This is a genomic window from Candidatus Edwardsbacteria bacterium RifOxyA12_full_54_48 (assembly GCA_001777915.1).
In the GTDB taxonomy this organism is placed as follows: domain Bacteria; phylum Edwardsbacteria; class AC1; order AC1; family EtOH8; genus UBA2226.
In genome coordinates this window covers 185,909-199,389 of sequence record MFFN01000005.1, presented here as the reverse complement: position 1 = coordinate 199,389, position 13,481 = coordinate 185,909, and the positions used below count along the sequence as shown (strand labels likewise).

Below are 13,481 nucleotides of genomic sequence, written 5' to 3'. Positions count from 1 at the left end.
AGGATACACCTAATTTTTAACAAAAACAAGCATAAAAACATACCAAAAAGCCCCTTCATTGCTGAAGGGGCTTTTTATATGATTCTGGTTACTTCTTGCCTTTTTTCAATGCGGACACCGAGCCTCGTCGAGGTGTGCCTTTTTTCTTGACTGCTTTTTTCACAGCCTTCTTGGTTGTGGGCACCGAGCTTCGTCGAGGTGTCGCTTTCGGCTTCACGGTCTTCGGTTTCCGATTTCCGATTTTAGACTTCTCTGCCTTCATGTCTTTAATAGCCGCCTGAGCCGCGGCCAGCCTGGCGATCGGCACCCGGAACGGCGAACAGGAAACGTAATTCATTCCCACCCGGTGGCAGAACTCCACCGATGACGGCTCCCCGCCATGCTCCCCGCAGATGCCCACCTTCAGGTTGGGCCTGGTGGCCCGGCCCCGCTGGATGCCTATCTCCAGCAGCTGCCCGATGCCCTCCTGATCCAGGATCTGGAAGGGGTCGGCCGGCAGGATCTTCTTCTCCACGTAGGCCGGCACGAATCCCCCGATGTCGTCGCGCGAGAATCCGAAGCCCATCTGGGTCAGGTCGTTGGTGCCGTAGGAGAAGAACTCGGCCGTTTCGGCTATCCGGTTGGCGGTCAGCGCGGCCCGCGGGACCTCGATCATGGTGCCGTACATGTAGTCGATCTTCTTGACGCCGTACTTGGCGCATACCTCGGCGTAGATCTTGTCCACGATGGCCTTCTGGTCCACCAGCTCGTTCTTCATTCCCACCACCGGGACCATGATCTCAGGGCTGATCTTCTTGCCCTCCTTGATCAGCTCCACGGTGGATTCCAGGATGGCCCGCACCTGCATCTCGGTGATCTCGGGATAGGTGACGCCCAGGCGCACCCCGCGGTGGCCCATCATGGGGTTGGACTCGTGCAGATCGTCGGCCCGGTTATCGAGCGCTTCGGGGGTGATGCCCAGGGCCTGGGCCAGTTTGTTGCGCTCCTCCTGGCGGGTGGGCACGAACTCGTGCAGCGGCGGGTCCAGCAGCCGGATGGTGACAGGAAATCCGTCCATCACCTCCAAAGTGGCCTTGATGTCCTTCTTGACGAAGGGGTAAAGCTCGGCCAGGGCCGCCCGACGCTCCTCGACGCTCTGGGAGATGATCATCTTGCGCAGGCAGAACAGCGGGGCTTCGGAATTCTTGCCGTAGAACATGTGCTCGGTGCGGAACAGCCCTATGCCTTCGGCCCCGAATCCCCGGGCCTTGGCGGCATCCTCCGGGGTGTCGGCGTTGGTGCGGACCTTCATCTGGCGGTAGGAATCCACGTATTTCATGAAGCCCATAAAGCGGGGATTCTCGGTGGCGTCGATCATAGCCAGCTGCCCGGCATAGACGTAGCCCCGGGTCCCGTTAAGGGTGATATGATCGCCTTCCTTGAAAACTTTGTCGCCCACCTTCATGGTCTTGGCATGGGCGTCGATATGCAGGGAGCTGCTGCCCACGATGCAGCACTTGCCCCAGCCCCGGGCCACCAGAGCGGCGTGCGAGGTCATCCCGCCTCGGGCGGTCAGGATGCCCACCGCGGCCCTCATCCCCTCCACATCCTCGGGGTTGGTCTCTTCGCGGACCAGGATCACCTTCTGGCCCTGCTTCTGCCAGGCCACCGCATCGCTGGCGGTGAAGACTATCTGGCCGTTGGCCCCGCCCGGTCCGGCCGGCAGGCCCTTGGCCAGCACCGCGGAATTCTTCTCTGCGGCCGGGTCGACGATGGGGTGCAGCAGCTCGTCCAGCTGGGCCGGGGACACTCGGGTGACGGCGTCAGCCTTGGTGATCAGCTTCTCCTCCACCATGTCCATGGCCATGTTCAGGGCGGCGGTGCCGGTGCGCTTGCCGATGCGGCACTGCAGCATCCACAAACGGCCCTCCTGGATGGTGAATTCGATGTCCTGCATGTCGCGGTAGTGCTTCTCCAGGCGGTTGCGGAAGCCGTTCAGTTCCTTGTAGACCTCCGGCATGGCGGTCTGCAGGGAGGACATATGCCTGTTCTGCTCGTTCTTGGTGTCCTCGTTCAGCGGATTGGGGGTGCGGATGCCGGCCACCACGTCCTCGCCCTGGGCGTTGACCAGCCACTCGCCATAAAAATGATTGTCGCCGTTGGCCGGATTGCGGGAGAAGGCCACGCCGGTGGCCGAGGATTCTCCCATATTGCCGAACACCATGGCCTGAACGTTGACCGCGGTTCCCCATTCGTCGGGGATGCCCTCTATCCTCCGGTAGGAGATGGCCCGCTTGCCGTTCCAGGAGGAGAACACCGCTCCGATGCCGCCCCATAGTTGATCCATGGCATTATCGGGAAATTCCTGGCCGATCACTTCCTTGACCTTGGCCTTGAAGCGGCCGCACAGATCTATCAGATCGTTCTCGGTCAGATCGGCGTCGGTCTTGTATCCCTTGTTCTTTTTCACCACGCCCAGCATGTCGTCCAGCTGCTTGCGGATCCCCTGGCCCTCCTTGGGCTCCATTCCGGCGGCCTTTTCCATCACCACGTCGGAGTACATCATGATCAGGCGGCGGTAGGCGTCGTAGACGAAGCGGGGGTTGTTGGTCTTCTTTATCATCCCGGGGATGGTGGCCGAGCACAGGCCGACGTTCAGCACCGTCTCCATCATTCCGGGCATGGAACTGCGTGCTCCGGAACGCACCGAGACCAGCAGGGGGTTCTGCTTGTCGCCGAACTTCATGCCCATCACCTTCTCCACCTTGGCCAGGGCGGTCTCCACCTGCTTTTTCAGCTCCGGCGGATATTTCTTGTTGTTCTTGTAGAATACGGTGCACATCTCGGTGGAGATGGTGAATCCGGCCGGCACCGGGATCCCCAGATGGCACATCTCGGCCAGGTTGGCGCCCTTGCCGCCCAAAAGATTCTTGTCGCTGGCGCTTCCTTCGGCCGATTTCCCGCCGAAGAAATAGACATACTTGGACATTTGAACTCCTCCTGCCGTGATCACACGGCAATATATATGTTGTTGGGTTTTGGTTTCCAAAACAAGTGATAATTTTAGCACAAATTAATTTGATTTGCAACGGGATGTTTTTTGCCCTCACCCCGCCCTCTCCAAAAGCATTTGGAGAGGGAAAACAACGATCCCCCTCCGCATCGGAGGGGGCTGAGGGGGCGGTCATAAGGAGCAGATTCAAAATCAGTTCATTATATTAATACCCTGTACTTCCCTTTGTTATCCCTTCATTAATTGATATAAATTTAACAACTCCAGTTTTATAATCAAACATTATATGTGGTTGGGTTGATATTATCGGAGGTGCATAGTATACCCATGTTTCAGTTTCAGGGGCATCTTTCATTTCTGAAAAAATGTATATGGGTTGGTGTGACTTTCATTATATTCATTACTTCTTTTTTATTCATACCTATCTCAATTTTTTTAATGTTTTCTATATTCTGTTGATAGGATGGAAATCCGATGAAAAGATTATTAAAAATTAATACACCTATCGTACTAACAGCACCAGTAATAAGCAATAATAAAATATTAATTATTTTCATTTTATCCTCCAGATTGTTATTAAGGGATGAAACTATGTGCCCTCTATTCCTGTTCCTCATCGTCCGCCCGGGGATGGGCCTGCTGGTATACCTTCTTCAGCCGGTCGGTGGTGATGTGAGTGTATATCTGGGTGGTGGACAGGTTGGCGTGGCCCAACAGTTCCTTGACCGCCTTCAGGTCGGCCCCCCGGTCCAACAGATGGGTGGCGAAGGAATGTCGCAGGACATGGGGGCTGGCCTTGCCCCCGTAGTTGGCCGAGCGGATGCGGGTCTGGACGATCCTTTGCAACTGCCTCCGGTTGAGGGCCATCCCCCGCGCCCCCCGGAAAACTATTTCCTGATTCTCCCGCCCGGCAATGTATTTTTTCAAAGCGCTGATGGATTCGCGGGTCAACGGCACTATCCTTTGCTTGCTGCCCTTGCCCATGACCTTGACCTGCCCGCCGGAGAGGTCCAGATCCCCGGCCTTCAGTCCCAGCAGCTCCGATGACCGCAATCCGCTGCCGTATAACAGTTCCATAATGGCATTGTTGCGGACCGTATCCTCCGGCTTTTCCTGGTTTGACTGGACGGCCTCCTCCGCCTGCTGTTCGGAAAGGAACGAAGGCAGTTTTTTATCCAGCTTGGGGGATCTTAATCCCAAGGCCGGGTTGACAGAAACTATATTCTCCCGGGCGCAGTATTTGAAGAAGGCTTTTATGGTCGAAAGCTTTCTGGCCGCCGAACGCTTGTCCAATCCCTGCCTTTGCAGTATACCCAGATAATTGCGGATGATATTGCGGTCGATCTTGGTCAGGTCATCATATTTAAGATGATCGAAGAACTGCCGCAGGTCCCGCTGGTAGGCCTGGCAGGTGTTGTCGGCCAAATTGCGCTGGACCTTGATATATGTTATGAATTTATTAATGGGCATACTTTTATAAAAATATGACTTGATGCTGTCACCCTGAGACCTGCCGGTTATCATACTAGCCGAATGGGTGACGATTCCGCATTCCTCAACCTGTATTGCATTGAAATCACCCCGGGATGACAGTAAAAGCCTTTGTGCCTTGGTGGCTAACCCGGGTCCTTCTCCATGGCGGCGAACCGAACCACCCGGTTCCTCCCGCCCTTCTTGGCCGCATATAGCGCCTCGTCGGCTGCTTTTATCAATTCGGCCTTCTTCTTGGCGTCCTGGGGATAGGAAGCCACCCCCAGGCTGACGGTCACCGGCAGGTCCCCAGCCGTGGTCTGGAATTTTTCCCCTTCGATGGCCAGGCGCACCTGTTCGGCCAGCTGGGCGGCCTCCTTGTCGTTCCGTCCCGGCCACACCGCAATGAACTCCTCGCCCCCGTAGCGGGCCACGAAATCGAAAGAAGATATGCTTCTCTTCAGCCGGGCGGCCACCTCTTTCAGCACCGCATCGCCTATGGGATGCCCATAATTGTCGTTCAGCTTCTTGAAGAAATCAATATCGAACAGGGCTATGCCCACCGGCTGGCTGCCGGCCTTTGCAATGGTCTCCTCCAGATATTCCTGAAACCGGCGGTGGTTGGCCAGCCCGGTCAGCCCGTCCCGGATGGCTAATGTTTCCTTTTCCTCGTACATGGCGGCGCTCTTCAAAGCCAGCGAGAACTGTCCGGCGATGATGTGGATGGTGTCCCGGTCGGCCTCGAAGGCTTTAGGCTGGCGGCTTTCCAGCACCAGCACGTAATGGCAGACATCCTCGTATAACAGCGGCGCCGCCAGCACCGAGCGAAATCCGTGGTCCGGCCTCTCGTCTTCGGAAAAACGATTGATGCCTATGGACCGCCTATAAAAATCGTCCACCGAGCGCCATTCCTTCAGGTTGACCGCCTGCTCGGAGAGCGAGCCGGCTATGTCTATCTCCGTTCCCGGGGCGGGGTAGCCGGCATTGGCCGGGTCGGATAACAGCACCCGGGCTTTCCCCGGTTCGGACAACACCTCCAGCAGGACTATATGGTCGCAGGGCACCAGCCGGGGGATCAGCTCCTGGATTATCTTGATGACGTCGTTGATCTTCAGGCGGGAGGCCATCAGCTCCAGGCGGCTGTTCCACTGCTGCAGCCGGTCCTTCTCCAACCCCAGGGCCGAGTGGCTCTGATGGAAATGCACCAGCTTGGCCGCCTCCTCGGCGAACCCGGCCAAAAGGATCTTGTCGTTTTCGTTGAATGCCCCGGCCTGTTCGCTGTCAACCACCAGCACCCCGATCACTTCGCTCTCCTGCAGCACCGGCACCGACAGCACCGAGCGGACCTCCTCGGATTTCCGGTAATATCCCAGGTCCCTTGAGTCCCTTTCGTAACTGGCATATAAAAGGCCCTGGCGCTCCCGGGCCGCCCAGCCCAAAAGGCTGCTGCGGATCTCCAGGGAGGCATCCTTGATGACCTCGGCGCTGTAGCTTTTGAAAGCCATCATATTCAAAGTGCCGGTAGGATTGTCAGCCCGGAAAATGGCGCTGGTCTTGGTTCTCATGGCCGCCTGTATCAGACTGCACAGCGAGGCCAGATCCTCTTTAAGGTCTTTCTGGACGATAACCGGTTCGTCGAATGACATTGCCGGCTGGCCGCCTGCTCCGGAACTGCGCCCCCGCCTGGTGATCACCAGGCTGATGACATAGAGCAATGTCAATGCGGCAGTTATCGTCATGCCCGGCAGCAATTCCTGCCGCCAGCGTCCGCCCAGAAAACTGGAGCCCAGCTCGATCAGCAGGATGGATGCCAGGGGCACGGCTTTCCACTTATCGCTGCGGAAGATGGAAAGGACTATCAATAGGCCGTATAAAAGCACCAGCGGCGAGGCCAGAGCTCCGCTAAGCTGGACCGCCAGGCCGGTGGCGGCGGTCAGGGTCAGTACCTGGAAAAACTGCCAGCTTCCCCGTTTTTCCACCCGCCAGTATCTGAATGTCAGAACCGCGTATATCACCAGCAGGGCCAGACAAAAACCCATGATCATCAGGCTGGCAGTCTTCTGCAGCGAGGATTCCAGCGGACGGTAAAAATACCCGGCGGTCAGGCCCACCACCACGGCCGTGGCCAGGCATATCAAAAGGACTTTGATGGGGTTGATTTTGGTTTGGGCCATAGCACTTTACAATCTTATGTTATTTTAATAACAGCCAGGCCAGCGAGATCAGACCCGCCGCCCAGCAGTAATAGGCAAAATACTGCAGCTTGGAATTTCGGATTATTTTCAGGAGGATATTTATCGCCAGATAACCCGACAGCGCCGCTGCCAGCCCGCCGAATATGATCGCCGCCAGCTCGCCCGGCGGCAGGCCGGTCTTCAGCACATCCTTGAATTCCAAAAGACCGGCCCCAAGTATCACCGGTATGGACAACAGAAAGGAGAATTCGGCCGCCTTCTCCTGGTCGGCCCCGGAATAGATCCCGGCCGAAATGGTGGTCCCGGAGCGGGAGATGCCGGGTAATATGGCCAGGGCCTGGGAAAAGCCTATGATCAAAGAGTGTTTCCAGGAGATCTTCTCTTGTCGCTTGGCCACTTTCCCGGTCCCGAAAAGAATGGCCCCGGTGGCCAGCAAGGCCAGCGACACCGCCACCGGGTTGTTGAAAGCCTGCTCGATGAGATCATCAAATAGGATGCCTATCACCGCCGCCGGTATGGTGGCCAGGATCAGCATCAGGGCCAGCCGGAGATTATCATCGCTGAACTGCCATTTCCCCTTGACCCGCCTTATCCGCCCGGTAAAAATGGCCTTTATCAGTTTGCCTATCCTCCGGCGGAAAGCGAAGCATACCGCCACCAGGGTGGCCAGATGCAGGGCCACCTCGAAACGGAGATTGCTGGCGCCCAGGCCCAGGAGTTTCTCGAACAGCACCAGATGCCCGGAGCTGGAGACCGGCAGAAACTCGGTCAACCCCTGCACCAAACCTAAAATGATCGCCTGAAAAAGGTTCATAAACTCCTTTATTAATTATGACATTCCCAAGGCAATGGCCATCAGTCCCACCAGCATGTCGATTTTTAATATGAAGCTGAGCTTGGCGTAATCGACTCCCAGTGGATTTTTTAACAGTTGGTAGATCACCGGCAAAAGCACCAGATCCACCCCCAGAATAACAGCCAGCAGATATTTTACGTTATAAACGCCCAGCAGATATGGCACCGGGCTGAAGCTTACCAGCAGCATCAGGCTGAAGGCCGAAACGGACAGGGCCCTCTTGCGGCCGGCCCTGATGACCAGGGTCATGGCCCCCGACTGCCTGTCGCCGGATAGGTCCTGAACATCCTTGATGATCTCCCTGGACAGGTGCATCAGAAAGGCAAATACCGCCGGAAATACCGCCAGCACCGGATTGTTGACGGTCAATCCACCGTAGATAAAAGCCGAAGCGCATATCAAAGCAATGATCAGGTTCCCGCCCAACCCCATCATCTTTCCCCTGGCGGCATACAGCCAAAGCAATACCGTCACAACGGAGGCCACCAGGCCGGTATCCCTGCCGGTCAGCCATCCCAGAACAATGCCGGAGAGATAACAAAGGAGGCTGAAAATAAAAGCCCAGCGGGGAGAAATGCGCCCCGATGGTATCGGCCGTTCCGGCCGGTTTACGGCGTCCGTCTTTTGGTCGTAATAATCATTCTGGGCATTACCGCCCGCGGCAATTATCATCGCAGAGATGACCGCCATGATCACCAGGCGAATATTGGCCGATCCGACATACCCGCCGGTGCCTATCAGCACCGAAAATCCGGTGATGGCCACGTTGCCGATCCGGGAAAGTTCCAGTATGTCTCTGATCTTCTTCATTAAAAATCTATTTTTATCAACAGGTCCAGGCCCCGGTCGCTGAAGCCGGTTCCCGGCCGGTTGTTGGGATTTTTTATATAAGCCAGCCAGATATCCGCTGTCAGAGCGGCCCAGTAGAAAGGCTCCCATTGAAAGATAATTTCACCCTGGTCCATCCGGCTGAAGGTTCCGCTTAAAAACGAAGTGCCTGGATCATCGGCCTCAAGATAGCCCCTGTCGATCCTCCCCTCCCCGTGCCTTTCCATCTGATATCCTACTCCGGCATTCAGACGGGGATGAAACCGGTGTTCCAGGACCATGTCCAGCGCGTCGGCATCGGTGCCCACCCAGTGGCCCAAGATATTGACGGTGTCGGCCCCAACGTAGCGATTGGCATATCTGCGGTGGGTGTAGACCCATTTTTGGTTCCCGGCCCATTCTACCCTCAGGTCGGAATCCGGCAGCCCGGCCGGATCGGCCCAGTGGCCGCCCAGCAGAAAGCCCAGTTTCTGGGGGGCCGGCGGGTCCTGCTCGTACTGCACGTCATCCATTAAAAGTTCCCCGTAGGCCGAAAAGCCCAGGCCGGGCGTCCAGCAAATATCCGCCGACCACAGAACGTTGTCATCGTCCCGCTGGTTCCATTGGTTGGCATAATAGGGCAACAGGGGATTCATGTAGGCCGGATCGATCTGATTGGCCTGGTAAACCACCGCCTCGGAAAACCCCCACCCTATGTTCCACGGCAGTTTGATTCCCAACCGATGCCCGGAGATATAGCGCTTCTGATCGGTGCTCAATATTCCGAAGAAGGACTGGAGTTCAACTCTCTTATAATTAAGTTCGAGATCAACGGCGTCGAACCCTTCCGAATTGTCCGAAAGCAGCAAGGTGCCGAAAGTACCCGGGCCCCACCATCTCTGCTGCCGGCCCAATGTAAGAGCCAAATAGGAATGGGGCGTCCGGAAGTAAGCCCATCCGGTTGAGTATTTTCCTCCCCTCCAGCTTTTCGGGCTGCCGGATAATCTGTCGACCTTCTCGGTTTCTTTTTCCAGGGCCAAACTTATTCTCTGGTCAAAAATGAAAATGCCCGGCACCCCCCCAAAGACATCCAGCATCCCAGATCCCCGGCTCTGAGGTGGTTCGTTATGGGAGATATCGGCTCCCAGCCCCAGGCTGATGTCGGCGCTGATGGCGGCCCTTCCGTCATCAAAGGATAGCATTTCTTTGCCGGACAGCCTGCTGTCTGTTGTCCCGATATCAAGCTCCTGGCTGAGTTTATCAAAATAATAACGGTCGGTGGTGGAAAGGCCCGCCGCCCCGTCCATCTGCCGGCGTAAAAGATCCTGCATCTGTTCGATCACCTGCCATCGCTGGTATGGCCTCGATACCGGCAGACTTACATATCCCTTGGCTTGAAATCTCTGCAGAACGGGATATGACCAGTGGTCCAGCGGAATATCCCGGCTGTCTTCATTGGCTGGGGCTAAAAAAGGAAATAACAGCAGGCTGCTTAATATAATTATCTTTCTCATATTCATTTAAGTTATCATATTATAGGCATGCTTTTCAAGCAAATTTATTGACCCCTATAAAAAAAGGACGGCAAAACCGTCCTTTTTTATAGGTTAGTCCGTCCTAAAAATTACCTTCTCTTTTTCTTGGGTTTGACTGGAGCCTGAGAGGCCTCCTTCTGCTTTTTGGCATAATCCAGGTAATTCTTATATTCCTGAGATTCCGGTTTAAGCTCCAGGGCCTTGGTGTAGGCCTCTATGGCTTTATCAAAATCACCTATGGAATTGTGCAGGGCCACCATACCCATCAGACTGTAAGCTTCCACGTCCTTGTCGTCCAGGGCTATGACCTTGTCCAGGGCCGCTAGGGCGCTCTTTACGTCGCTACCTTCGAAGTAATAGGCCTGGGCCAGGTTGAACCAGGTGTTCTTCTCGTCAGCCTTTAGCGCTCCGGCCGCTTGAAATGCCTTCTGGGCCTGGGGGTACTCCCTTTTATACATGTGGGCCACACCAAGGTAATAAAACCATTGATCGTTATCTTTTTTGATCTGAGTTGCCCTGGTGATGTTCTTGATGGCCTCATCCCAGTTTTGGGATTCCATGGCCGCCCTCCCCACCTGGTAAAAGGCATCGGGATTTTCGGGATCTATCGATATCGCCTTGGCGAACAGGGCTTCTGACTCCTTGGTCTTTCCCATATAGCGGTAAAGCAGGCCTTTATGGATGAAGTTGTCGACCTTGTTGGGAGAGAGGTCGATGGCATCATTGATATGTTCCTCGGCCTTCTGCAGGTAGACCATGTTGGAATCCTTGGGACCTATCACAGATTTCTTCAGGGAGACGCGGGACATGTTGTATAGGTCCTCCCAGGCATCGTCCCAGGCCTTCTGCAGGGAATCCTTCTGGGTGGAGCTGTACTCAATGGCGCTGGCGTAGGATTTCCCGGCCTCCTTGTATTTTTTGGTCTGGACATAGCAATAGGCCAGCAGGGCATTCATCTCGGAGTCCTTGGGGGCGTATTCCAGGCCCTCATTCAGGGTCGCTATCGCCGCATCATAGTTCGGGGGATCCAATTGCAGATTTACCTTTGCCCCGGTGATATATTGGTTGCAGCCCACCAGTCCCAAGCTGATTACCATAACAGCAATGCTAAGCATCAAAACTCGATTCTTAAATCTGGCCATTTCTCTACCTTCCTTTTTGGTTTTTATTGATTCTTTGAGTTTTAATTTTAACTCTTTATTATTTCAAAGTCAAGATTAATTTATCCCCTTTTCAACCTGCCCTCATTCAGCCTTATGTTTTTTTCGATCTTGCTGACATCCCCGGGCGAATCGACCGAAAGGCTGCGGTAGTTTGTCCGAAGGACTTTTACCGCCGTCCCGTTCTCCAGAGCCCGGAGCTGTTCAAGTTTTTCCAGTTTTTCAAGCCGGCCCACAGACCAGCTGGTGAATTTAAGCAAAAAGTTCCGGCGATAGGCATACAGGCCAATGTGTTTCAGAAAAGGTCCGGCCTTTCCGGCATTTTGATCCCGGATGAACGGTATGGGGCAGCGGGAAAAATACAGGGCCCGCCCCTGGATGTCGGTCACCACCTTGGCGGTAGTGGGATTGGCAACCTCGCGGGCATTCTTAAAATTGGTAGCCAGGGTGGCCATCTGTTCTTTGGGATTATCGAACATTATTTTGGCCAGCAGGTTGATGGCCCTAGGATCTATCAGCGGCTCATCCCCTTGAATGTTCAGGATAATGTTGAAGCCTCGGTACCGGGGTTTTCTGATGACCTCGGCGATCCGGTCGCTGCCCGACCGATGTTTTTTTGATGTCACCACTACCTGCCCGTTAAAACCCCTGACGCAGTTGTAGATCCGGATATCATCGGTGGCCACCACCACTTCATCCAGTCTTTTGGCTCTCAGGCACCTTTGGTAGACATGTTGGATCATCGGCTTCCCGCATATCATGGCCAGGGGCTTGCCCGGGAAACGGGTGGAGCCGTAACGGGCCGGAATAACGCCTAATATCTTCATCTTTTTATGCTTTTGGCCCCGAGTCCGCTACTTCTTTGGAAGCATAATCCTTATACTGTTCAAAGTTTCTGGCGAACATCGCCGCCAACTCCCGGGCTTTTTTATCGTAGGCCGCCTGGTCCGCCCAGGTGTTCCTGGGGGTCATCACTTCGACGGGCACCCCCTCACAGGCTTCGGGCACCAAGATCTTGAACACCGGATCCGGAGTAAATTTTGATTTTTCCAGCTGGCCACCCAGTGCTGCGGTCAGCAATGCCCGGGTGATGGAGATCTTCATCCGGCTGCCCACCCCGGCCGGTCCGCCCGACCAGCCGGTGTTGACCAGCCAGCAGTTGGTTTGATGTTTTGACAGTTTGTCCGCCAGCATGGCGGCGTATCTGGTGGGAGGCAGGGGCATGAACGGGGCGCCGAAACAGGTGGAGAAGGTGGGCTGCGGTTCATCGATCCCGGTCTCGGTCCCGGCCAGCTTGGAGGTAAAGCCCGACAGGAAATGATAACTGGCCATCTCCGGCGTCAGCTTGGCGATGGGCGGCAGCACCCCGAAAGCGTCGCAGGTTAAAAAGAAAACGTTCTTGGGATGCCCGCTCACCCCGGGGATCACGCAGTTGGGAATATGTTCCACCGGGTAGGTGGCCCGGGTGTTCTCGGTGAGGTCGTCGGAATTGTAATCAATCAGCCGGGTGTCCGGATCGACCACCACGTTCTCCAGCAGAGAGCCGAACCTGATGGCGTTGAATATCTGGGGCTCGGCCTCGGCCGATAATTTGATGACCTTGGCGTAGCAGCCGCCCTCGAAATTGAAGATTCCTGAATCGGACCAGCCATGCTCGTCGTCTCCGACCAGCCGGCGGTTGGGGTCGGCCGACAGGGTGGTCTTGCCGGTGCCGGAGAGGCCGAAGAACAGCGCAGGAGCTCCATCCTTGCCCAAGTTGGCCGAGCAGTGCATGGGAAATACGTTCTGCTGGGGCATCAGGAAATTCATGATTGAAAATATGCTCTTCTTGATCTCCCCGCCGTACATACTGCCTATGACCAGGTTGATCTTTTTTTCAAAGCTGACCCCGACGAAAGCGTTGGATTTCGTGCCGTCGGTCTTGGGGTCGGCTTTCAGGCTGCCGCAGCCCATCAACGAAAAGCCGGGAATAAAATTTTCCAGCTCCTGCCTGGTGGGCCGGATGAAAAGGGTCTGAGCGAACAAAGCATGCCAGATAGTGTCGGTTATCACCCTGACCGCCAGCCGGTGCTTGGGATCGGCCCCGGCAAATCCGTCGAATACGTATATATCTTTATCGCCGAGATGATGGTATGCTTTGTGCAGCAATTTATCGAATTGCTCCGGGGAACATTTCAGATTGACCTTGCCCCAGGCTATCAGGTCTTTTGTGGACTGCTCCTCGGTTATGAACTTGTCATTGGGCGACCGCCCTGTCCTTTCCCCGGTCTTCACCACCAGAGCGCCGTTGGAGGCCAGGATCCCGTCGCCGGATGCCAGCGATCTTTCGATTAGTACCGCTGCCGGCAGGTTTCGGTAAACGGCTTTGGAGGTTTTAAGGCCCAATTCCTCAAGCGCTTTTCTGATGTCCATACTGGATAAAACTCCTTATTTGATAGAAATTTTATGTTGCGATTTATGGTTTGA

General features: G+C 55.3%; 10 protein-coding genes. All 10 read right to left on the bottom strand.

The features are described from left to right. Window positions 1-88: 88 nt before the first annotated feature. The 10 genes from A2273_09290 to A2273_09245 all read right to left on the bottom strand — a co-directional run bounded on the left by A2273_09290 (window position 89) and on the right by A2273_09245 (window position 13,427). Complete coding sequence (locus A2273_09290; protein ID OGF07112.1) at window positions 89-2,968, bottom strand: pyruvate, phosphate dikinase; 2,880 nt, start codon at window positions 2,966-2,968, stop codon at window positions 89-91. A gap of 362 nt (window positions 2,969-3,330) precedes the next feature. Beyond that, window positions 3,331-3,549, bottom strand: coding sequence for a hypothetical protein (locus A2273_09285; protein ID OGF07111.1), 219 nt, complete (start codon window positions 3,547-3,549; stop codon window positions 3,331-3,333). 43 nt (window positions 3,550-3,592) lie between these two features. Then, window positions 3,593-4,462: a hypothetical protein gene (locus A2273_09280; GenBank protein ID OGF07153.1), complete on the bottom strand. Its 870-nt coding sequence runs from the start codon at window positions 4,460-4,462 to the stop codon at window positions 3,593-3,595. A 146-nt stretch (window positions 4,463-4,608) separates the two neighbouring features. Beyond that, window positions 4,609-6,636, bottom strand: coding sequence for a hypothetical protein (locus A2273_09275; GenBank protein ID OGF07110.1), 2,028 nt, complete (start codon window positions 6,634-6,636; stop codon window positions 4,609-4,611). A 19-nt stretch (window positions 6,637-6,655) separates the two neighbouring features. Beyond that, window positions 6,656-7,471 (bottom strand): hypothetical protein, encoded by an 816-nt coding sequence (locus tag A2273_09270; GenBank protein ID OGF07109.1) that lies wholly within the window; start codon window positions 7,469-7,471, stop codon window positions 6,656-6,658. Between the two features lie 15 nt (window positions 7,472-7,486). Beyond that, window positions 7,487-8,323 (bottom strand): hypothetical protein, encoded by an 837-nt coding sequence (locus tag A2273_09265; protein ID OGF07108.1) that lies wholly within the window; start codon window positions 8,321-8,323, stop codon window positions 7,487-7,489. Further along, window positions 8,323-9,840 carry a hypothetical protein gene (locus tag A2273_09260; protein ID OGF07107.1) on the bottom strand — a complete coding sequence of 506 codons (1,518 nt, stop codon included), beginning with the start codon at window positions 9,838-9,840 and terminating at the stop codon, window positions 8,323-8,325. The genes A2273_09265 and A2273_09260 overlap by 1 nt, the downstream gene beginning before the upstream one ends. A gap of 104 nt (window positions 9,841-9,944) precedes the next feature. After that, complete coding sequence (locus tag A2273_09255) at window positions 9,945-10,952, bottom strand: hypothetical protein (GenBank protein OGF07106.1); 1,008 nt, start codon at window positions 10,950-10,952, stop codon at window positions 9,945-9,947. Between the two features lie 125 nt (window positions 10,953-11,077). Beyond that, the gene (locus tag A2273_09250) at window positions 11,078-11,842 is read right to left on the bottom strand and encodes a hypothetical protein (GenBank protein OGF07105.1); all 765 of its coding nucleotides are present in this window, start codon (window positions 11,840-11,842) and stop codon (window positions 11,078-11,080) included. A gap of 4 nt (window positions 11,843-11,846) precedes the next feature. Continuing rightward, window positions 11,847-13,427: a phosphoenolpyruvate carboxykinase (ATP) gene (locus A2273_09245; protein ID OGF07104.1), complete on the bottom strand. Its 1,581-nt coding sequence runs from the start codon at window positions 13,425-13,427 to the stop codon at window positions 11,847-11,849. Window positions 13,428-13,481 lie beyond the last annotated feature (54 nt).

Excerpts from the sequence above, each read along its gene's own strand:
- A2273_09290 (OGF07112.1), bottom strand. The coding sequence starts at position 2,968 with ATGTCCAAGTATGTCTATTTCTTCGGCGGGAAATCGGCCGAAGGAAGC.
- A2273_09285 (OGF07111.1), bottom strand. The coding sequence starts at position 3,549 with ATGAAAATAATTAATATTTTATTATTGCTTATTACTGGTGCTGTTAGT.
- A2273_09280 (OGF07153.1), bottom strand. The coding sequence starts at position 4,462 with ATGCCCATTAATAAATTCATAACATATATCAAGGTCCAGCGCAATTTG.
- A2273_09275 (OGF07110.1), bottom strand. The coding sequence starts at position 6,636 with ATGGCCCAAACCAAAATCAACCCCATCAAAGTCCTTTTGATATGCCTG.
- A2273_09270 (OGF07109.1), bottom strand. The coding sequence starts at position 7,471 with ATGAACCTTTTTCAGGCGATCATTTTAGGTTTGGTGCAGGGGTTGACC.
- A2273_09265 (OGF07108.1), bottom strand. The coding sequence starts at position 8,323 with ATGAAGAAGATCAGAGACATACTGGAACTTTCCCGGATCGGCAACGTG.
- A2273_09260 (OGF07107.1), bottom strand. The coding sequence starts at position 9,840 with ATGAATATGAGAAAGATAATTATATTAAGCAGCCTGCTGTTATTTCCT.
- A2273_09255 (OGF07106.1), bottom strand. The coding sequence starts at position 10,952 with ATGGTAATCAGCTTGGGACTGGTGGGCTGCAACCAATATATCACCGGG.
- A2273_09250 (OGF07105.1), bottom strand. The coding sequence starts at position 11,842 with ATGAAGATATTAGGCGTTATTCCGGCCCGTTACGGCTCCACCCGTTTC.
- A2273_09245 (OGF07104.1), bottom strand. The coding sequence starts at position 13,427 with ATGGACATCAGAAAAGCGCTTGAGGAATTGGGCCTTAAAACCTCCAAA.